Annotated in this window: 21 protein-coding genes and 1 tRNA gene; 6 read left to right on the top strand and 16 right to left on the bottom strand. The window is 59.7% G+C overall.

What is annotated here, in order from left to right:
- Positions 1 to 33: 33 nt before the first annotated feature.
- The 13 genes from FF098_RS09565 to FF098_RS09505 form a co-directional block, all read right to left on the bottom strand.
- The gene (locus tag FF098_RS09565) at positions 34 to 564 is read right to left on the bottom strand and encodes a hypothetical protein (RefSeq protein WP_155139918.1); all 531 of its coding nucleotides are present in this window, start codon (positions 562 to 564) and stop codon (positions 34 to 36) included.
- 134 nt (positions 565 to 698) lie between these two features.
- Positions 699 to 1,760: a hypothetical protein gene (locus FF098_RS09560; protein ID WP_155139916.1), complete on the bottom strand. Its 1,062-nt coding sequence runs from the start codon at positions 1,758 to 1,760 to the stop codon at positions 699 to 701.
- Positions 1,761 to 1,770: 10 nt separating this feature from the next.
- The gene (locus FF098_RS09555; protein WP_155139914.1) at positions 1,771 to 2,817 is read right to left on the bottom strand and encodes a threonine aldolase family protein; all 1,047 of its coding nucleotides are present in this window, start codon (positions 2,815 to 2,817) and stop codon (positions 1,771 to 1,773) included.
- Between the two features lie 54 nt (positions 2,818 to 2,871).
- Positions 2,872 to 3,582, bottom strand: coding sequence for an HAD family hydrolase (locus FF098_RS09550; protein ID WP_155139912.1), 711 nt, complete (start codon positions 3,580 to 3,582; stop codon positions 2,872 to 2,874).
- A 30-nt stretch (positions 3,583 to 3,612) separates the two neighbouring features.
- On the bottom strand, positions 3,613 to 3,990 hold the full coding sequence (locus tag FF098_RS09545) for a TM2 domain-containing protein (protein ID WP_155139911.1): 378 nt from the start codon (positions 3,988 to 3,990) through the stop codon (positions 3,613 to 3,615).
- Complete coding sequence (locus FF098_RS09540) at positions 3,983 to 4,339, bottom strand: TM2 domain-containing protein (protein WP_155139909.1); 357 nt, start codon at positions 4,337 to 4,339, stop codon at positions 3,983 to 3,985. The genes FF098_RS09545 and FF098_RS09540 overlap by 8 nt, the downstream gene beginning before the upstream one ends.
- Positions 4,340 to 4,446: 107 nt before the next feature.
- Positions 4,447 to 6,579, bottom strand: a complete 2,133-nt coding sequence (locus FF098_RS09535; protein ID WP_155139906.1) for a sodium-translocating pyrophosphatase — start codon at positions 6,577 to 6,579, stop codon at positions 4,447 to 4,449.
- A 156-nt stretch (positions 6,580 to 6,735) separates the two neighbouring features.
- Positions 6,736 to 7,272 carry an inorganic diphosphatase gene (ppa, locus tag FF098_RS09530; RefSeq protein WP_155139904.1) on the bottom strand — a complete coding sequence of 179 codons (537 nt, stop codon included), beginning with the start codon at positions 7,270 to 7,272 and terminating at the stop codon, positions 6,736 to 6,738.
- A 112-nt stretch (positions 7,273 to 7,384) separates the two neighbouring features.
- The gene (locus FF098_RS09525) at positions 7,385 to 8,056 is read right to left on the bottom strand and encodes a nitroreductase (RefSeq protein WP_166426528.1); all 672 of its coding nucleotides are present in this window, start codon (positions 8,054 to 8,056) and stop codon (positions 7,385 to 7,387) included.
- A gap of 64 nt (positions 8,057 to 8,120) precedes the next feature.
- A complete protein-coding gene (locus FF098_RS09520; protein ID WP_155139900.1) occupies positions 8,121 to 8,819 on the bottom strand; it encodes a gamma-glutamyl-gamma-aminobutyrate hydrolase family protein in 699 nt (232 codons plus the stop codon).
- A 3-nt stretch (positions 8,820 to 8,822) separates the two neighbouring features.
- The gene (locus FF098_RS09515) at positions 8,823 to 10,148 is read right to left on the bottom strand and encodes a carboxylate--amine ligase (protein ID WP_155139898.1); all 1,326 of its coding nucleotides are present in this window, start codon (positions 10,146 to 10,148) and stop codon (positions 8,823 to 8,825) included.
- A gap of 64 nt (positions 10,149 to 10,212) precedes the next feature.
- A complete protein-coding gene (locus tag FF098_RS09510) occupies positions 10,213 to 11,583 on the bottom strand; it encodes a PQQ-dependent sugar dehydrogenase (RefSeq protein ID WP_166426458.1) in 1,371 nt (456 codons plus the stop codon).
- 114 nt (positions 11,584 to 11,697) lie between these two features.
- Positions 11,698 to 11,772, bottom strand: a tRNA-Gly gene (locus tag FF098_RS09505).
- Positions 11,773 to 11,904: 132 nt separating this feature from the next.
- On the opposite strand from FF098_RS09505, the gene FF098_RS09500 reads away from it, so the two are divergent.
- The 5 genes from FF098_RS09500 to FF098_RS09480 all read left to right on the top strand — a co-directional run bounded on the left by FF098_RS09500 (position 11,905) and on the right by FF098_RS09480 (position 14,768).
- A complete protein-coding gene (locus FF098_RS09500; protein WP_155139894.1) occupies positions 11,905 to 12,426 on the top strand; it encodes a prolyl-tRNA synthetase associated domain-containing protein in 522 nt (173 codons plus the stop codon).
- A 67-nt stretch (positions 12,427 to 12,493) separates the two neighbouring features.
- Positions 12,494 to 13,459: a thioredoxin gene (trxA, locus tag FF098_RS09495; RefSeq protein ID WP_155139891.1), complete on the top strand. Its 966-nt coding sequence runs from the start codon at positions 12,494 to 12,496 to the stop codon at positions 13,457 to 13,459.
- Between the two features lie 49 nt (positions 13,460 to 13,508).
- The gene (locus FF098_RS09490) at positions 13,509 to 14,192 is read left to right on the top strand and encodes an LON peptidase substrate-binding domain-containing protein (RefSeq protein WP_155139889.1); all 684 of its coding nucleotides are present in this window, start codon (positions 13,509 to 13,511) and stop codon (positions 14,190 to 14,192) included.
- Between the two features lie 26 nt (positions 14,193 to 14,218).
- Entirely contained in the window at positions 14,219 to 14,416 is a 198-nt protein-coding gene (locus tag FF098_RS09485; RefSeq protein WP_155139886.1) for a Trm112 family protein, read from the top strand.
- A 70-nt stretch (positions 14,417 to 14,486) separates the two neighbouring features.
- Positions 14,487 to 14,768: a hypothetical protein gene (locus FF098_RS09480; RefSeq protein WP_155139884.1), complete on the top strand. Its 282-nt coding sequence runs from the start codon at positions 14,487 to 14,489 to the stop codon at positions 14,766 to 14,768.
- 26 nt (positions 14,769 to 14,794) lie between these two features.
- On the opposite strand, the gene FF098_RS09475 is transcribed toward FF098_RS09480, so the two are convergent.
- The 3 genes from FF098_RS09475 to FF098_RS09465 form a co-directional block, all read right to left on the bottom strand.
- Positions 14,795 to 15,352, bottom strand: a complete 558-nt coding sequence (locus FF098_RS09475; RefSeq protein ID WP_155139883.1) for a hypothetical protein — start codon at positions 15,350 to 15,352, stop codon at positions 14,795 to 14,797.
- A gap of 142 nt (positions 15,353 to 15,494) precedes the next feature.
- Entirely contained in the window at positions 15,495 to 15,836 is a 342-nt protein-coding gene (gene arsC / locus FF098_RS09470; RefSeq protein ID WP_155139881.1) for an arsenate reductase (glutaredoxin), read from the bottom strand.
- Positions 15,837 to 15,838: 2 nt separating this feature from the next.
- Complete coding sequence (locus FF098_RS09465; RefSeq protein ID WP_155139880.1) at positions 15,839 to 16,534, bottom strand: response regulator transcription factor; 696 nt, start codon at positions 16,532 to 16,534, stop codon at positions 15,839 to 15,841.
- Positions 16,535 to 16,700: 166 nt separating this feature from the next.
- Here FF098_RS09465 and FF098_RS09460 point away from each other — a divergent pair, with 166 nt between their 5' ends.
- Positions 16,701 to 17,168, top strand: coding sequence for a L,D-transpeptidase family protein (locus FF098_RS09460; RefSeq protein ID WP_205967457.1), 468 nt, complete (start codon positions 16,701 to 16,703; stop codon positions 17,166 to 17,168).
- Positions 17,169 to 17,237: the final 69 nt, after the last annotated feature.

Raw genomic sequence — 17,237 nt, 5'->3', positions numbered from 1 at the left:
CTGTACAGGTGAGGGAGAGGCACCGCGAGACCTTTACATCCCGCAATCGCGGCTGAAGGCAGCAAACGTCGAATCAACAGGGGGCAGCGTTATGCTCACATCACTGAACCGGCTGGAGGACATCGACATGGCCTCCTGCTTCACGACGGCATTATACAGCTTTGCGATCGTTGTATACTTGGCGGGCTGGGCCAGCTTGACCGACGGGAAATAGCGCCAGTCGCTGCGGTTGACCTCTTCCTCATCCGCCGACAGGCGCACCGTGATTGTCACCTTGCGGTTGGACTGGCGCATGTCGTTGACGAAATCGAAGGGCTCGGTGGAAACGAACACCGCCAGCTCCTCGTCGACACAATAGAACATGGCGCTACCGCCCTCCGCCGCGGCGGCATAAACACCGTTGACGGCATACTTTCCATCTGGATCGTCCGAATCCAGCCACGCCCCGTCTGCGCTGATGGAAAAATCATACTCCTGCCAGCCGCTTGACTGGGCCTGGGCAGGCATGGTGAAGCCCGCTGCTGCAACCAGCGCGACGACACAGATTGAAAGACTGCTTTTCATGGAAACCTCTCCTGAACCCTCTAATACGAAAGATATAGTAGCGAGCAATGCCCTTCACAAGGGAAGGAATGTTAAAGCTCGTACAGGTTGTCATCGGGGTTATGCGCACTGCCAGGTTATAGGGCAATGTGTAGTCAGCCCTTACCGGCGCCGGTCAATGACGCGAGGAAGGCACGAACACCGGCCATCGACCTGCGCTGGCGCCGGACAAGGCGGGCCAGCCTGACTATGCTGGAATTCTGCCGCAGATCCTCTGCTTGCTCTGCAATCTGCAAAAGGGCTTGCGCCAGCTTCTGTTCACCAGCGGAGAGAAGTACGGTTTGTATGCTGACTTCACGATCCGGTTCGGCAAGTGGCGGGCCATCCAGATGGGCATTGATGCGGCGTGCCTGCTCGCGATACCAGTCCAGCGCTTCGTCGGAGAGTGCCAGTTTTACCGGCGCGCCCTCGACAGGCGGTGACGCCACGCCCCCTGAAAGCGCGCCCGCAATGGCACGGCAGACACCAGGACTTGTTCCCATAGTATTGAGGTGGCGCATGACCTCAGTACCTAGAGCGTCAAGACCTGTGTTGACCACTGGGATATCGATCGCAGCCACTTCGTTTCTTGTATCCATTGCGGCCAGTGTACTGATGATATTGGCCGCAGGGTCCTTCTGGTAAGGGATTACGCGCAGGGCCTCTGGCCCGAAAACCCCGGCCAGCATGTCCAGTGTCGTGCCGGTTCGCGGACGGGCACGCATGAGATAGTCCTCTATACCCAGCGCCAGCCCTTCATGACCGACACGCTGGCGATAGGCCGACAAGCTATGCTCGATCACATCACGTGCGACGATCACGAATACGGGCTTCAGGGACAGGTCCTGCAGCACCGCCTTCAGGGCGCGAAAACCATCCTCGCTCATCTGGTGCAGGCTTTCATTGGACAGGATGATCCGGTCATGAGGCCCCTTTGCGAGACGGGTAAGATGCCCCTTCACGGCAGCACGCCCGGCCTTGTCAGCCGGATTTTCCAGGAAGGCGCGAAGGAAAACCCCGTTGCCGGCCGGGTTGTCGATCAGGCGGTCGGCAAGACGCGGCGGTTCGGGATAGATGATACCCTCATGCGACAGGCGTGCCGCGTTCTCGCGCAGGAACAGCTGCAGCGAGCTGGAGCCGGTCTTGCTGAAACCGGCATGAAGGTAAAGCGTCTTCATCGCGTGCCGGTCAGCCCGTGCATTCGGCGGCCAGATCGATAAACCTGTCCACCTCCTGTTCGGTCGTGCGATAGTTCGTGACAAGACGTTTCAGCTTTCCGTTCCAGGTATCACCCGGATAGACCCAGTCATAGAATTGTGCGCCCTGATCCAGCAGTTTCTGCGCCACGCCGTCGGGGAAGGTAAGGAAGACTTCATTCGCCTGCACCGGGTGCGCGATGGTGAAGCCGGGCATGGCACCGAGCTTCTCGCCCAGCCGGTTGGCCATGGCATTGGCATTGCCGGCAAGGTCGAGCCAGAGATCATTGCTGAGGAACGCCTTCCACTGGGCGGCCATGAACCGGGCCTTGGACCAGACATGACCGGCCCGCTTGTGCCGCCAGGCAAATTCTTCTGTATGCGCCTTGTCGAAGAACACCACCGCCTCGGCACACAACGCCCCGTTCTTGGTCGCGCCGAAGCACAACACATCGACACCGGCCCGCCAGGTCACATCGGCGGGGGCGCATCCGAGGGTCGCGATGGCGTTGGAGAAGCGAGCGCCGTCCATATGGACTTTCAGGTTATGACGCCTTGCCACCGCGCCGATCGCCCCGACCTCGTCCGGCGTATAGGCAGTGCCAGCCTCGGTCACCTGCGTCAGTGAAACGGCCTTGGGGATGACATGGTGGGTCATAGGCGGGGTGTAGAAGCGCATCCCCTCCTCCACCGCAGCTGCCGTCAGCTTGGCATCCTTGCCCGGCAGGGTCAGCAGCTTGGCGCCGCCGGAGTAGAATTCCGGCGTGCCACACTCGTCCATCTGCACATGCGAGACCTCGTGGCAGAACGTACCGCCATAGGGCGGGACCAGCTGCGACAGGGCGAGCCCGTTGGCAGCACCGCCGGTCGAGGCGAAGAAGACATGGCATTCGTGTTCGAAGATCTCCTCGAACTTCGCGGTCACGCGTTTGGACAGCGCGTCGTTGCCATAGGCGGGCACTGAGCCGTCATTGGCCTCGGTTATCGCCTGCATGATTGCCGGGTGAACCCCGGCCCAGTTATCGGATGTAAACAGCATGGCGCGACAGTGGCGGCAGATGCGGGCGCCGTCAACTTCTCTAGCGTCAACAGATCAGCTGTGCGAGAGATCGCCCATCATCTCCGCAAGCACGTCATGGTGCTCGACGATACGGGCGGCACCCGCCTCGGCGAGGCGCTCGCCATGGCCCTCGAAGCAGTGGCCACCGCCGGTAAAGCCCCAGACCGCCATGCCCGCCGCCTTTGCCGCGGCAACGCCGTGATGGGCATCCTCGATAACCAGGCAGTCGGCAGGGTCGATTCCGATGCGCTCTGCCGTGTACAGAAAGATGTCGGGCGCCGGCTTGCCATGGGCGACGGCTTCGGCGGAGTAGACGTCCGGTGCGAAATAGTCCCACAGCCCGCAATGCTTCAGCTTGCGGTCGAGATAGACCATGCGCGAGGAAGACGCCACGGCGGTGCGGATGCCGGTGAGCGCCTTGACCGCCATGACCGATTTCTCGGCACCCGGCACGGCCTGCAGCGTGTCGCGCTTGGCCCGGCGCTTTTCGACCAGTCCCTCGAACAAGGCCTCTGCCTCCGCATCGCTCGCGGGGCGGCCGAGGATACGCTCATACTCACTGCGCAGGGCGGCGGAGAAAACGTCGTCGCGCATGCCGGTGAAAGTCGAGATGAGGTGCTTCGCATCCCATTCGAAGCCATGGCCCGCCAGATAGTCGACGACATCGTCGAGCCCGACAATCTCGGAATCGACCAGCACGCCGTCACAATCGAAGATGATGGCCTTGAACCGGGAGGGTGTCATTTGCGTGTCCGAATTTACTTCAGACGAGACCTAGGCGTTTTGGCCGGAGATTTCCAATGCCTTGTTCCGATTCCATCGACGCGTTGCCCCGCCGATCAGGAAATAGTCCACGATCATCCAGATCTGACCGATGCTGAGCGCATCCCACGCAGGATCGCCAGACATTTCGACCATGAACGACCCATACATCGGAATGATACCGCCGACGATCAGTTTGCCGAGACCGAGGCCCCAATGCCCGAGGACAAACCGGTCAACACCCAGCCAGCCAAGGAAGTAGCTGAAGCCATACAGGATAAGCGGCGTCTTACGGACCGCGAGAAACCGCGTATCGAATGTCTGCTGTTCGGCATCAGACATGCCATCGCGCAGATTATTGAGGAATTGCCAGAAGCCGCGCTCATTCATCGCCCTGACCTCCGTCCAGTTGTTCGGGCGTTTCCAGCGCCCGCATGTCAGTGACAATATTCCGCGCCATCTGCATATTGCGCTTGCGTGTATCCCCGCCAATCAGGAACCAGTCGATGATCGCCCAGATCATCAGCCCGCCGAAGGTGAAAAGCTTTCCAAGACCGCGACCCCAATGGCCGAGAAGAAACCGGTCCACGCCCAGCCAACCGAGCCAGATGCTGAAGACAAACATATGCATCGGCACACGGATATCGGCGCTATAACGGGCATCGAAATGGACCTTGCCCTCATCCGTCATGCCGTCGCGGAGGGAAAAATATTCCCTGTAGTAATCGTCGAAATTCATGGCAAACCCCTCGCCCGTACTGAAAAGGGCAGGCCTTTAAGCCTGCCCTTCAAAGGTAACCCTAAATTGAGCGGAAAAGATAGCCTCGCTTTCCGCTATCAGCCTGACTAGCCGCCGAGACCGGCGAGGAAGGCAAGCAGCAACAGCGCGATGATGTTGGTGATCTTGATCATCGGGTTGACCGCCGGGCCAGCCGTATCCTTGTACGGATCGCCGACCGTGTCGCCGGTGACGGCAGCCTTGTGGGCTTCGGAGCCCTTGCCGCCATGGTTGCCGTCCTCGATATATTTCTTGGCGTTGTCCCACGCACCGCCACCAGCGGTCATGGAAAGCGCCACGAAGAGGCCGGTGATGATGACGCCCATCAGCATCGCGCCGACAGCCGACAGGGCCTGGGACGGCCCGGCGACGATGCCGACAACGATATAGAGCACGATCGGCGACAGGATCGGCAGGAGCGACGGGATCACCATCTCCTTGATCGCTGCACCGGTCAGCATCTCAACCGCGCGGGCATAGTCGGGCTTTTCCTCGAAGGTCATGATGCCCGGCTTTTCACGGAACTGGCGGCGCACCTCCTCGACCACAGCCCCGGCAGCGCGGCCAACGGCCATCATAGCCATCGAGCCGAACAGATAGGGCAACAGCCCACCGATAAACAGGCCGACCACCACATACGGATTGGACAGCGAGAAATCGAAGGCGATGTTGGCGAAGAACGGATAGGTCTCCGGCTCACTGATGAAGTGCCTGAGATCCTCCGTATAGGCTGCGAACAGGACAAGCGCCCCGAGACCGGCGGACCCGATGGCATAGCCCTTGGTCACTGCTTTCGTGGTGTTGCCGACTGCGTCGAGCGCGTCGGTCGTGTTGCGCACTTCCGGGTCGAGATCGGCCATCTCTGCAATGCCGCCGGCATTATCGGTGACAGGACCGAAGGCGTCGAGGGCGACGATCATCCCGGCTAGCGCCAGCATGGTCGTGACCGCCGTGGCGATGCCATAGAGGCCCGCCAGGTTGAAGGTCACGATGATGCCGATAACGATCACCAGCGCCGGAGCCGCCGTTGCCTCCATTGAGACAGCGAGACCCTGGATGACGTTGGTGCCGTGACCGCTCTCGGATGACTTCGCCACCGACTTGACCGGACGGTAGCCCGTGCCGGTGTAATATTCGGTGATGACGACGATCAGCCCGGTGATGATCAGGCCGGTCACGCCGCAGAAGAACAGCGACCAGCCGGTAAAGGACCGCTCGCCGACGATATATTCCTGGCCGAACCCGGTGATCCACGCGGTGACGAGCGCAAGGCCGATCACCGACAGGACGCCGGTGGCGATCAGGCCCTTGTAGAGCGCGCCCATGATATTGGTCGAGCCCTTGGAGAGGCGGACCGCATAGGTGCCGATGATCGAGGTGATGATGCACACCCCGCCGATGGCCATCGGATAGAGCATGAAGATGCCCGCAATGTCGGAGGCGAAGATGATCGAGCCGAGCACCATGGTCGCCGCGACGGTGACCACATAGGTCTCGAACAGGTCGGCCGCCATGCCGGCGCAGTCGCCGACATTGTCGCCGACATTGTCTGCGATGGTCGCCGCGTTGCGGGGGTCGTCTTCCGGGATACCGGCCTCGACCTTCCCGACGAGGTCGCCGCCGACATCCGCACCCTTGGTAAAGATGCCGCCGCCGAGACGGGCAAAGACGGAGATCAGCGACGCGCCGAGCGACAGGGCAACGAGGCCGTTGATGACGCGGCGCCCTTCGGCCTCAAGGCCGAACCCGCCGGTCAGCACGGCGTAATACCCGGCAATGCCGAGCAGGGCGAGACCGGCAACCAGCATACCGGTGACGGCACCGGCCTTGAACGCGATGTTCAGGCCCTTGCCCAGGCTTTCGCTGGCGGCCTGCGTCGTGCGCACGTTCGCGCGCACGGAAATCAGCATACCGACATAACCGGCAGCGCCCGAAAGGACGGCACCAATAATAAACCCGATCGCAGGGACCGGGTCGAAACTGAACAGCAAGAGAAGAAGAACGGTAACAGCAGCGCCAACTATGGCAATCGTTGTGTACTGCTTGTTCAGATAGGCCTGGGCGCCTTCCTGGATCGCAGATGCAATCTCCTGCATCTTGTCGGTCCCGGCGGAGGCAGACATCAGCCCCCTTGCGGTAAACAGGCCGTACAGGACGGCGACAAGCCCGGCAAAAATGACGAGCCACAATTCTAGCGACATAATGATCCTCCCCAGCTTTTCACAAGCCAGCTATTTGTTAGAGAGCCTTTAGCGGCTCTTTAACAGGGGAGAGTGACAAAGGCCGGGGCCAAAATCAAACGAATATTGAAGGAGGCTCAATCAGTTAACCAACTGACCGACACAAGGGATGATGCGTCAGCCCTTGTTGCGGAGCTCGTTCTGCACGCCTTCCTCGATCAGGCGCATGGCTTCCTCGCGGGAGCGCCACTCCTTCACCTTGACCCATTTATCGGTCTCGAGGTCCTTGTAGTGCTCGAAGAAGTGCTGGATACGCTCGAGCAGGATCGACTGGACATCTTCATAGGTATTGATGTTGTCGTAGTAGCGCGTCAGCTTGTGATGCGGCGCAGCAAGGATCTTCTCGTCCTGGCCAGCTTCGTCTTCCATGATAAGGACGCCGATCGGGCGGGCGCGGACGACAGCACCCGGCACGAGCGGACGCTGGCCCAGCACCATGACATCGACGGCGTCGCCATCATCGGACAGCGTGTGCGGCACGAAGCCGTAGTTGCAGGGATAGCGCATGGAGGTGTAAAGATAGCGGTCGACGAACATCGCGCCGGAAGCCTTGTCGATCTCGTATTTGATCGGCTCGCCGCCCAGCGGCACTTCGATGACGACATTGATGTCTTCCGGCGGATTCTTGCCGGCGGGAATTTTACTCAGGTCCATGACTCTCTATCCTTGGTATTTTTGTCCCTTATGCCGTCACTGTTGCGGTGCAGCAAGAGGGGTTTGCCCCTGAGAGGGCACTTTTTTGGCCTCTGGAAAGGTGCTTTCCGTCTCAGTGATCAAGGAAGACTGCAAAGTCTTCAAGCGCGGCGCGCTCCGTGCGCAGGGAATTTGCCGGGGCGTCAGGATCGGCAAACCCAAGCGCCATACCGCAATAGAGGCGGCGATCATCGGGCAGCCCAAGGAAGGCACTGACCGTCTTCGGGAACGCGGCCCAGGCCTCCTGCATGCAGGTCGACAGGCCGCGCTCAACCGCCAGAAGCGCGATGGTCTGCATGAACATGCCCAGATGCGCCCATTGCGGCAGGCCCATCTGGCGGTCGATGGAAAAGAACAGGCCGACGGGCGCGCCAAAGAACTCGTAGTTGCGGGAGAATTGCAGCATCCGCCCCAGCCTGTTGTCGCGCTCTATACCGAGCAGGGCATAAAGGTCCTCACCGACCTTGTGGCGGCGAGAACGCCATGGCTCGGGCAGGTTCTTCGGATAGATATCGAAGTCCGTCCCCTCACCCGTCGGGCTGGCGGCGATGGCTTCCTTCATGTGTGCCTTCAGCCTGTCCAGCGCCTCGCCCGTCACGACATGGACGTTCCATGGCTGGAGATTGCCGCCGGAAGGGGCACGGGCGGCGAGGGACAGGATTTCCTCGATTACCGCCCTCGGTACTGGTTGATCCGTATAGGCCCTTATAGAGCGGCGCTCCATGACGGCGTCGCTAACCGAGATTTCTTGTTTGCTCATCGCCCTGTCCTTTCTCCTTGACGAAGGGAAGGCGATCAAGGCAGGTCTGTCAATTCTGCTCTGCAGACTTGTCCGTTCGTGCAGCCTCTACCAGTCGGCGGAACAGGTTCATGAAGCGCGATCGGTATATGAGAAATTCCGGGTGGAACTGAACACCGAGATAGAAGCGCCGCGACGGGTCCTCGATAGCCTGTACGATGCCGTTCTCCTCCCGCGCCGTGACGCGCAGGCCGTCACCCACCCTGTCTATCGCCTTGCGGTGGAGGGAATTGACCTGTGTATGCCGTGTACCGAGAATATCCGCGAGCAGGGAACCCTCCTCCACATTGATCTTCTTGCGAAAGAAGGCATGGGACCAGAAGCCGGTCGGATAGATCGCGTTCTCGTATGTACCGGCCAGATCGTGATGCAGGCTGCCGCCATGGGCGACGTTCAAAAGCTGTGCGCCCCGGCAGATGCCGAGAACCGGCACGTTCTTTTCCCGCGCCCGCCGGGCCCAGTACATTTCCATCTCGTCGCGGCCATGGTCGTAGGTCGCGTTCTCGATGGCCTCTGCATCATAGATTTCGGGAAAGATATCACTGCCACCGCCGACGATGAGACCATCCAGCGGTGTCTCGCGCCAGCGCATGCCGGCACTCATCTTCACTGCCTCACCCCCCGCCAGCGTTACCGCAAGTCGGATCGCCTGATACTCGGCGTTGTCGTCCTTTTCAGGCTTGGTTATGCCAATGCACGGACGGCCCATCGATCAACCCTTGATTTCCGGCGGCAGCTTGCCGTGACGGATGAGCGATCCGACGACATAAAACACACCGAGTGACGTCATCGGGTCCTTCTTCAGCCGCAGCTCGCTTTCAGCTTCATGAGCAGAATGAAAACGATCCTTGAGGACAAAAGCGGCATCGTCGAGATTGGTCACTTCGGAGAACAGCGCCCCCAGATACTTGACTGTGTCCTTGTACTGATGGTCGGAGAAGGTCGACTTGACCTTGCGCCATGCGGCGGAGACACGGCTGAAATCCTTTTCTTCGTCGAAGGCCTCGATGAAGGCTTCTGCGGCCCAAAAGGCGGGGACGCGGGTCTTGTGCCCGATCTCGGCCTCTTCATGTTCTGGCACCTTGCCTGTGGCCGTCATCTGATAGAGCAGCCACGGATAGTCTATGCCGGAATCGACTGACTGGAACAGCCCGGCCCAAAACCGCGGATTGACCTCGATCAGTTTCGGTTTGTCTTCCTTTTTGCCGGTCCAGCGGAAATCGATCTCGGCAACACCTGTCCACCCGGTCGGCTTCATCAGCTTTTTGACTTCTTCGGCGAAAAGGTCGTCCTCGACCGTTTCGCGCATGACGCCGGCACCAGAGTCCTTCGGGAAGGTCTGAAGGTTCGTATACGCCATATGTGCCTGCAGTTCGCCATCCTGGAACAAGCCGGTCATGCAGTAATCGCTGCCGTCCACCGCTTCCTGGATCAGCGGCATGATCCTTTCCTTCTCGGCAAGCTTGCGATAGCCCTTGTCCAGCTCCTCCTTCGTCTTGCAGAAGCTGATGCCACGCCCACCGACGCCATCGACCGGCTTGATCACGGCAGGCAAGGGGATGTCATCGAGCATGCTCGCGAAATCATCGAGATCCTTTGGCTGTCGGGTTTCGGGAATGGCGGCACCCGCCTCCCGGGCCGTGTCGACCAGCACATGCTTGGGACTGACTTTCGATATGGAAGAGCCGTCAGGCGCGGCAACATCGATCAGGCCTTCAAACCGATCCTTGTTCTCTGCCAGCAGCACCGTTTCCCGGAACATCGGCATGAGGATATAGGGGCGATCATCCTCAGGCTTGTACTTGCGGATGTATTTTTCCATGTCGTCGAGAAACTTCTCCGGCTCCTCGTCATGGTTCGCATGGACGAAATTGTGGGATGTATAGCGGGAGAAAGACAGGACCGTGAAATCGACATCGTCGCAGCCAATTACCTCGACATTGCGGCGCGCAAGCGAATGGGCGGCGACGAGCGACATTAACGAGCGGCCATAGGGGATTATGACGCGCCCGATGGGCGGTTGCTTTTCCTTGGACATGATTTTCACCTCTCGCAGGCAGAAACACCTCTGCCTGCGAGCCGGTTCCAGTAGGTGCCGTTACCTATTGTTGCGGCGTTACGCGATAAAGCCCGCCATTGCTCTCGTCCGTCAGTATCAGGATGGAGCCGTCCTCATCGACATCGATGTCGCGGATACGGCCAAGGTCCGTCAGCAGCCTCTCCTCACCGACGACACGATCGCCATCAAGCTCCAGCCGCACAATGGCACCGGGCTTCAGGGATGCAATCAGCAGGTCACCCTGCCAGTCGGCAAACATTTCGCCCTCATAGAAGACCATGTCACCTGGTGCGATTACCGGGTCCCAGTAATACATGGGCTGGGCCATGTCTTCCTGCTCGGTCATGCCATCACCGATAGGCGTGCCGTCATAGTCTTCACCGTAGGTGATTACCGGCCAGCCGTAATTGGTACCGGCGGAAGGAATGTTGATCTCGTCACCGCCGGCAGGGCCGTGCTCGATTGTCCACAGCCGGCCCGTCTCCGGGTGAATGTCCGCACCCTGCATGTTGCGGTGGCCATAGGACCAGATCTCGGGAAGGGTCTCTGCCTGGCCGACAAACGGATTACCCTCGGCAGCCGTGCCATCCATGTCGAGGCGGACGACCTTGCCCAGATGGGCATTCAGGTCCTGTGCCAGCTGGCGCGGTTCAGGCAGGGAGCGCTCGCCAAGGGTCAGGTAGATGTGGCCCTCACCGTCAAACTCGATATTGTTGCCATAATGCTTGGTCGATTCCCAGGCTGGCATCTGCTGGAAGATCACCTCGACACCCTCAAGCGCAGTCATGTCCTCAGACAGCGTAGCGCGGGCCAGCGATGTACCGTTCTCATTATTGCCGCGCGGCTCGGAGAAAGCGAAATAGACCATGCGGTCGGAAGAAAAGTCCGGACTGATCGCAATATCCAGAAGCCCGCCCTGATCGCGATTGTCGACCTCCGGCACGCCAGTGATCGGCTCTGATTTCTCGCCGCCGGCACTGACCATGTAAAGGTCGCCGCCGCGCTCCGTCACCAGGTAACCGCCACCGGGCAGCAAGGCCATGGCCCATGGCGTATCGAAACCGGCGATTTCCTCCGCCTGCAACGTTACTCCGGACTCCGACTGCGGTGCGCGCGTCTGGCCCGGGAAGGCAGGCGTCTGGCTCGGCGTGTTCGGCTCGCCCTGTGGGACAGGCTCGCCATCCATGCTCGCTCTCATGCCGTTTGTGTCAGCGGCATCATTTTCCGACCCCGTTGCGACCATGTCGGTCGCGGTGACAGGGTCGCCAGCCATATCGTCCGTATCGGTGGAATCCGTCGTGCCGTCCTCGACGGCAACGCTCATGTCATCATCGGTGTCCGCTGTATTACTGTCGGCATCATTGCCGCAGGCAACCAGCAGGAGGGCAGTGGTGGAAAGCAGGATGGCGCGCATGGGTCTTCCTCTCATGAATAACTGTTCATGAAGCAAGACAGCAGCAGCGCCGAATAGTTCAGCGCCCGGGGGTACCGGGGGCAGGTCTGACACGTTTGTGAAGTAAGAAGAAAATGGAGCGGGCGATGCGATTCGAACGCACGACCCTAACCTTGGCAAGGTTATGCTCTACCCCTGAGCTACGCCCGCTCACTGCCGGGTTGATCGGCGAGCCCGCTTTAAAGCGCAAGAGAAGCGCTGTTGCAAGAGGAAAATTCGGCAGGTTTGAAATTTTCGCTATCCCGGTTATGGAGGGCGGCAGACAGAAGGGAAACCATTGCCATGCCCGCAACCCGCGATGACCTGTTCGCTCGCCTCGATGCGCTGGGCATCGATCACCGGACTGTCGATCATGCGCCGATCTTCACCGTGGATGAGGGTGAGCACCTCAAGCGCGACCTTGCCGGCGGGCATTCCAAGAACCTGTTCGTCAAGGACAAGAAGGGCACCATTTTCCTGATCGTGGCCCTCGGCGAGACGAAGATCGACCTGAAGGCGCTGGGCCCGGTCATCGGCGCGCAGGGGCGGCTTTCCTTTTGCAGGCCGGAGCTGATGGAGGAGGTGCTGGGCGTGACCCCCGGCTCTGTCACGCCATTTGCGCTGATCAATGACCGCGAACAACGGGTATCGAAGGTCATTCTCGGGCAGGAAATGATGATCTTCAATCCGGTCTGGTTTCATCCTCTGGAGAACAATGCCTCTACGGCGGTCTCGCCCGAGGGGCTTTTGCGGTTCATCACCGATTGCGGGCATGAGGTGGAAACACTGCCGCTGGAAAAACCGCTTGAAAATACACTGGGCTAATAGCCCGGCTGATGGCCTTGCTTTACCACCGTCACAGCGCCATGTAGGCGGCAAGGAGAATAGTGACATGACCGATATCATCGGCGCCGGTAATGGCGCCCCCGCCGACACCCCCACCACCGGCCAGGCCGACCTTATCAAGGACGCCACCATCGAAAGTTTCGCCGACGATGTGATGAAGGCCTCGCAGGAGGTTCCGGTCATCGTCGATTTCTGGGCACCATGGTGCGGCCCGTGCAAGACGCTGGGCCCGATGCTGGAAAAGGCTGTCACCGCGCTGAACGGCAAGGTGAAAATGGTGAAAGTCGATATCGACCAGAACCAGATGCTCGCCCAGCAGCTGCGCATCCAGTCGGTGCCAACCGTCATGGCTTTTGTCGGCGGACGCCCTGTCGATGGTTTCGCCGGTGCAATCCCGGAAAGCGAGATCAGTTCCTTCCTGCAGCGCGCCATTCAGATGGGCGAGCAGATGGGCCTTGGCGGCGCTCCCACCGATGGCCCGGACCCGGAAGAGGCACTGACAGTCGCCGACCAGTCCTTCAACGATGGCGACCTGAACACGGCAGCCCAGCTCTATGGTGGCGTCGCCGAGATGCTGGAAGAGGACGACAAGCTTCGCTCCCGCGCGCTTGCTGGTCTTGCCCGCTGCTACATGGCATCCGGCAATCTCGATCAGGCCCGCCAGATCCTCGACCAGGTGCCAGCCGCCCATGCCGGGGAACAGGCCGTTGCCAGTGCAAAAGCAGCGCTCGACCTGTCAGCGGGCGATGGCGCAGACCTCGCCGAGGCCCAATCCAGGGCCGAGGCCGATCCGGACGACCTGCAGGCACAATATGATTATGCCGTTGCCCAGATCGGCGCTGGCCAGATGGAAGAAGCAGGCGACACGCTGCTTGGTATCATCGCCAGGGAACGCGACTGGAACGAGGATGCAGCCCGCAAGAAGCTGATAACCATCTTCGACGCACTGGGTGCGACAAATCCAGTCACACTCAAGATTCGCCGGAAGCTCTCCTCGATCCTATTTTCCTGATAACGGCTATTGGCCCCTTCGATGACGGGGCCATCAGGAGACTTTAGTCATGAGTAAAAATCCGCATCAGGCAGAGGACCTTATCCTGCCTGAGCGACTGCCCGTTTTCCCGTTGCGCAACGCCCTGCTGCTGCCAGGCGGCAAGCTACCCCTGAATATTTTCGAGCCGCGCTATCTCGCCATGACGGATTTCGCGCTTGGTGCCGAGCGGCTGATCGGCATGGTCCGGCCTAAATCCGACGATGGCCTGCAACAGGATCTTTACCGCGTTGGCTGCGCCGGGCGTATCACCTCTTTCATGGAGACCGATGACGGGCGCTATCTCATTACCCTGTCCGGTGTTTCCCGTTTCGTCTGCCGCGAGGAAATCATGGAGGGCACCGCCTATCGCGTGATGGAGGTCGACTGGACCGGCTTTCCGGATGATCCCTATTCCCATGACGAGGAAGAACCGCCCGAAGTGCGAGAGAAGCTGCTGGATGTGCTGCAGAAATACCTGAGCGAGGCCAGCATGAAGGCCGACTGGGAGTCCATTCAGGGCGCACCGTCGCAGACCATCGTCAATTCCGTGGCCATGTCCTGCCCGTTTTCACCGGACGAAAAGCAGGCAATTCTTGAAGCTGCGACTTGTGAGGCACGGACCGGGACGCTGATCACCCTGATGGAAATGGCCCTTGCCGAAGGCAGCGCGGACATGGCAGACATCGAGGACAAGCCGACCCGGCTGCAGTAAAAGCGAGCGACAGAGAGGTCATGCCGATGAGCGACCACACAGCACCAGACAACAGCGTCGATCCGAAACTGCTGGAAATTCTCGTCTGTCCGGTCAGCCGCGGCCCACTGCGCTATGACCGGAATGCGGCTGAGCTGATCAGCGACAAGGCAAAGCTCGCTTATCCGATCCGCGACGGCATGCCGATCATGCTGGAAGCCGAGGCGCGACGCCTCGACGACTGATCCCTGATTATCGGAACCATCCACCTCCCCTGCTCATTTGCCAGATAAGCAATCTTACGGAGGTGCGACCATGACCGCATTCACCACCCCAACGATCGAGGCTGGCGAGATTACTGCCATGGCGGCGGAAATACCCTATGGCATCGGTATCGTCATCCTGCTGATCGCGCTGATCTGGGGCGCGACCCATTACACATTGCGGTCACGCCGCTCCGAAAGACTTTCCGAGGAAGCGACACGGGAAATGTATGAAGAGCCCGAGCGCTATGACGAGGAACGCCGTCACGAACTGGAAGAGGAAATCGAGCGCGAAGAAGAGCGAGCCAAAGATGATGACAAGCATCATGGCTGACCGGGGCACGTCCTGATCTTTATCGGTTAGGCACTCTTCTTCAGCTTGCTGATCTTGTCAGACATCTCTTCTGCAGCCTGTCGATCATCACCCTCGAGACGATGAAGGATATCGAGGATATTCTTCGTTTTTTCCTCGTCGGAAATTTCCAGGGCCAGTGGCTCGAAAAGAGTGGCAATATTGAAGCTGTTGCTTCCTGACAGGGATGCTGAAACGACGAGCGTTCCGAATTCCGATCCGACGGGAGGGCTTTGAGGCGCATCCGGTGGGGCCGTGTCCTGCGTTACCTTGCCCCTGTTCGAACCCGCGGCCTTGGCAGGGTTTTGTGCCGAGGTTTTCTCACCCTGTGGGGTTGGCGTCACGCTAGCATTGGAAGAACCGTGCGCACCCTGATCGCCTTGCGAAGCTGTATCGTTGTTCTGGCCGGTTGGCGGCTGCGCGGCGCTGGAGCCGGTGGAGGATCCTGATGTCGATCCGTTGGATGCTCCATCCGCAGGCGCGGTTTCGGAAACAGGTTGCTGCGGTTGTGGTGGTTGGGCAGGTTTGTACGAATACCCGCCAAAGAGGGCGCCAATAATACTCATGGTAATTCTCCCGAATTGAACAAATGCCCAACGTCAGGACTCCCCCCTAACACGGACAATCATCCGTGTATCAGGACAGTTACAACAAGTTATAAAGGAGTGTGGTTAAGGTAGCTTAAGAACTGTACGGCTACTGATAATATCAAAGAAGGCTTTCCACATCTTCCGGCGGGCGACCGATCACAGCCTTACTGCACTTGATTGCGACAGGACGCTCGATCAGGATCGGGTTCTCCGCCATCGCCTTGATCAGGGCCGGACTTGAAACCTCGTCCAGCTCCAGCTCGCGATAGCGCTTTTCATTCACGCGCATCACTGCACGCGGCTCGACACCCAGCATGGCGATGACTTCCTTAAGGCGTTTCTGGGTCGGCGGGGTCTTCAGATATTCAACCACCTTCACCTCTGCACCTGCTTCCTGCAACAGCGAGAGTGCCTGACGCGATTTGGAGCAACGCGGATTGTGCCAGAGCTCGATCGCCATGATCAGCGGTCCAGCGCCAGGCGATATCCGCCCGCCTCGGTCAACAGCAGCGAAGCCTGCGACGTATCCGGTTCGATCTTCTGGCGCAGGCGATAAATGTGGGTCTCCAGCGTGTGGGTCGTGACGCCCGAATTGTAACCCCAGACCTCGTCCAGCAGCTTCTCCCGGCTGACCGGCTGGCCACCGGAACGGTAGAGATATTTCAGGATCGAGGTTTCCTTCTCGGTCAGCTTGATCTTGCGGTCATTCTCCGTCACCAGCATTTTTACCGCCGGCTTGAACTCGTATGGCCCAACCTTGAACACCGCATCCTCGCTTTGCTCATGGCTGCGCAAATGGGCGCGCAGGCGGGCAAGCAGGACGGAGAACTTGAACGGCTTGGTGACATAGTCATTCGCCCCGGCATCGAGACCCAGAATGGTGTCGGCCTCCGAATCCGCGCCGGTCAGCATGATGATCGGCGACTTGAACCCGTTCTTTCGCATCACCCGGCACGCGTCGCGACCGTCCATGTCGGGCAGGCCGACATCCAGCAGCACGATATCGATATGCGCTTCCTGCTTGACCTTGTCGATCGCGGCGGCGGCGTTCTCGGCGACATCGACCTTGAATTCGTCATGAACGTCAAACTGGTCCAGAAGCGTTTCGCGCAAAAGATCGTCGTCATCGACCAGAAGAATACGTTTCGCCCGCGCCATAAGTCCTCCATACTGCTGACAGGCGCAATGAACGCCCCAAGAGCTACGCGCACTATACTGCGTGTTGCGTAGGAGAAAACCGGCTTGTGCCCCAGACTTTGCCAAAGGCGATCACATGCAGTTGAAGGTTACAGCCAGAAAAAGTGAGCCGCGGGGGGTGATTTCCGTGCGCGACAGGCATTTCGACTGCGCCCTCGGTCCTGCCGGTATCGTCCGGCGCAAGAGTGAAGGCGATGGCGGCACGCCGCTGGCGACCATGCCATTGCTGCAGGTCTATTTCCGACCTGACCATGTCGACCGGCCGCAAACGCGCCTGACGACCGTTCCGCTGCTGCCGAACATGGGCTGGTGCGACGACCCGGCCTCCCCCGCCTATAACCGCCTTGTGCATCTGCCCTTTGGTGGCTCTCACGAGAGGATGTGGCGCGACGATCATGCCTATGACATCTGCGTCGTGCTCGGCTGGAATTACGACAAGCCCCGCGCCGGGGATGGCAGCGCGATTTTCTTTCATCTGGCCAGGGAAGATTATTCCCCTACTGAGGGCTGTATCGCCGTGAGCATGGATGACATGCTGGCGATCCTGAAGCAGTGCGGGACAGGTAGTGAAATGCATACGCTGTATGCCGATTGATCGGTATTAACCGTGGCGCACTTTTGCCTTCCCCGGTTCGGGGGATAGGCGAAAACCGGTTTCCGGCGC

The organism is Aquisalinus luteolus, from assembly GCF_009712425.2.
GTDB classification, from domain to species: domain Bacteria; phylum Pseudomonadota; class Alphaproteobacteria; order Caulobacterales; family Parvularculaceae; genus Aquisalinus; species Aquisalinus luteolus.
This window is presented reverse-complemented; position numbering and strand designations above follow the sequence as displayed.

What these genes read in the sequence shown, in the direction of transcription:
- FF098_RS09465 (WP_155139880.1), bottom strand. Translation starts at nt 16,534, where the DNA reads ATGGCGCGGGCGAAACGTATTCTTCTGGTCGATGACGACGATCTTTTG.
- FF098_RS09545 (WP_155139911.1), bottom strand. Translation starts at nt 3,990, where the DNA reads ATGAATGAGCGCGGCTTCTGGCAATTCCTCAATAATCTGCGCGATGGC.
- FF098_RS09480 (WP_155139884.1), top strand. Translation starts at nt 14,487, where the DNA reads ATGACCGCATTCACCACCCCAACGATCGAGGCTGGCGAGATTACTGCC.
- FF098_RS09555 (WP_155139914.1), bottom strand. Translation starts at nt 2,817, where the DNA reads ATGCTGTTTACATCCGATAACTGGGCCGGGGTTCACCCGGCAATCATG.
- FF098_RS09490 (WP_155139889.1), top strand. Translation starts at nt 13,509, where the DNA reads ATGAGTAAAAATCCGCATCAGGCAGAGGACCTTATCCTGCCTGAGCGA.
- arsC (WP_155139881.1), bottom strand. Translation starts at nt 15,836, where the DNA reads ATGGCGATCGAGCTCTGGCACAATCCGCGTTGCTCCAAATCGCGTCAG.
- FF098_RS09515 (WP_155139898.1), bottom strand. Translation starts at nt 10,148, where the DNA reads ATGTCCAAGGAAAAGCAACCGCCCATCGGGCGCGTCATAATCCCCTAT.
- FF098_RS09535 (WP_155139906.1), bottom strand. Translation starts at nt 6,579, where the DNA reads ATGTCGCTAGAATTGTGGCTCGTCATTTTTGCCGGGCTTGTCGCCGTC.
- FF098_RS09550 (WP_155139912.1), bottom strand. Translation starts at nt 3,582, where the DNA reads ATGACACCCTCCCGGTTCAAGGCCATCATCTTCGATTGTGACGGCGTG.
- FF098_RS09565 (WP_155139918.1), bottom strand. Translation starts at nt 564, where the DNA reads ATGAAAAGCAGTCTTTCAATCTGTGTCGTCGCGCTGGTTGCAGCAGCG.
- FF098_RS09520 (WP_155139900.1), bottom strand. Translation starts at nt 8,819, where the DNA reads ATGGGCCGTCCGTGCATTGGCATAACCAAGCCTGAAAAGGACGACAAC.
- trxA (WP_155139891.1), top strand. Translation starts at nt 12,494, where the DNA reads ATGACCGATATCATCGGCGCCGGTAATGGCGCCCCCGCCGACACCCCC.
- FF098_RS09500 (WP_155139894.1), top strand. Translation starts at nt 11,905, where the DNA reads ATGCCCGCAACCCGCGATGACCTGTTCGCTCGCCTCGATGCGCTGGGC.
- FF098_RS09475 (WP_155139883.1), bottom strand. Translation starts at nt 15,352, where the DNA reads ATGAGTATTATTGGCGCCCTCTTTGGCGGGTATTCGTACAAACCTGCC.
- FF098_RS09485 (WP_155139886.1), top strand. Translation starts at nt 14,219, where the DNA reads ATGAGCGACCACACAGCACCAGACAACAGCGTCGATCCGAAACTGCTG.
- FF098_RS09560 (WP_155139916.1), bottom strand. Translation starts at nt 1,760, where the DNA reads ATGAAGACGCTTTACCTTCATGCCGGTTTCAGCAAGACCGGCTCCAGC.
- FF098_RS09510 (WP_166426458.1), bottom strand. Translation starts at nt 11,583, where the DNA reads ATGCGCGCCATCCTGCTTTCCACCACTGCCCTCCTGCTGGTTGCCTGC.
- FF098_RS09540 (WP_155139909.1), bottom strand. Translation starts at nt 4,339, where the DNA reads ATGAATTTCGACGATTACTACAGGGAATATTTTTCCCTCCGCGACGGC.
- ppa (WP_155139904.1), bottom strand. Translation starts at nt 7,272, where the DNA reads ATGGACCTGAGTAAAATTCCCGCCGGCAAGAATCCGCCGGAAGACATC.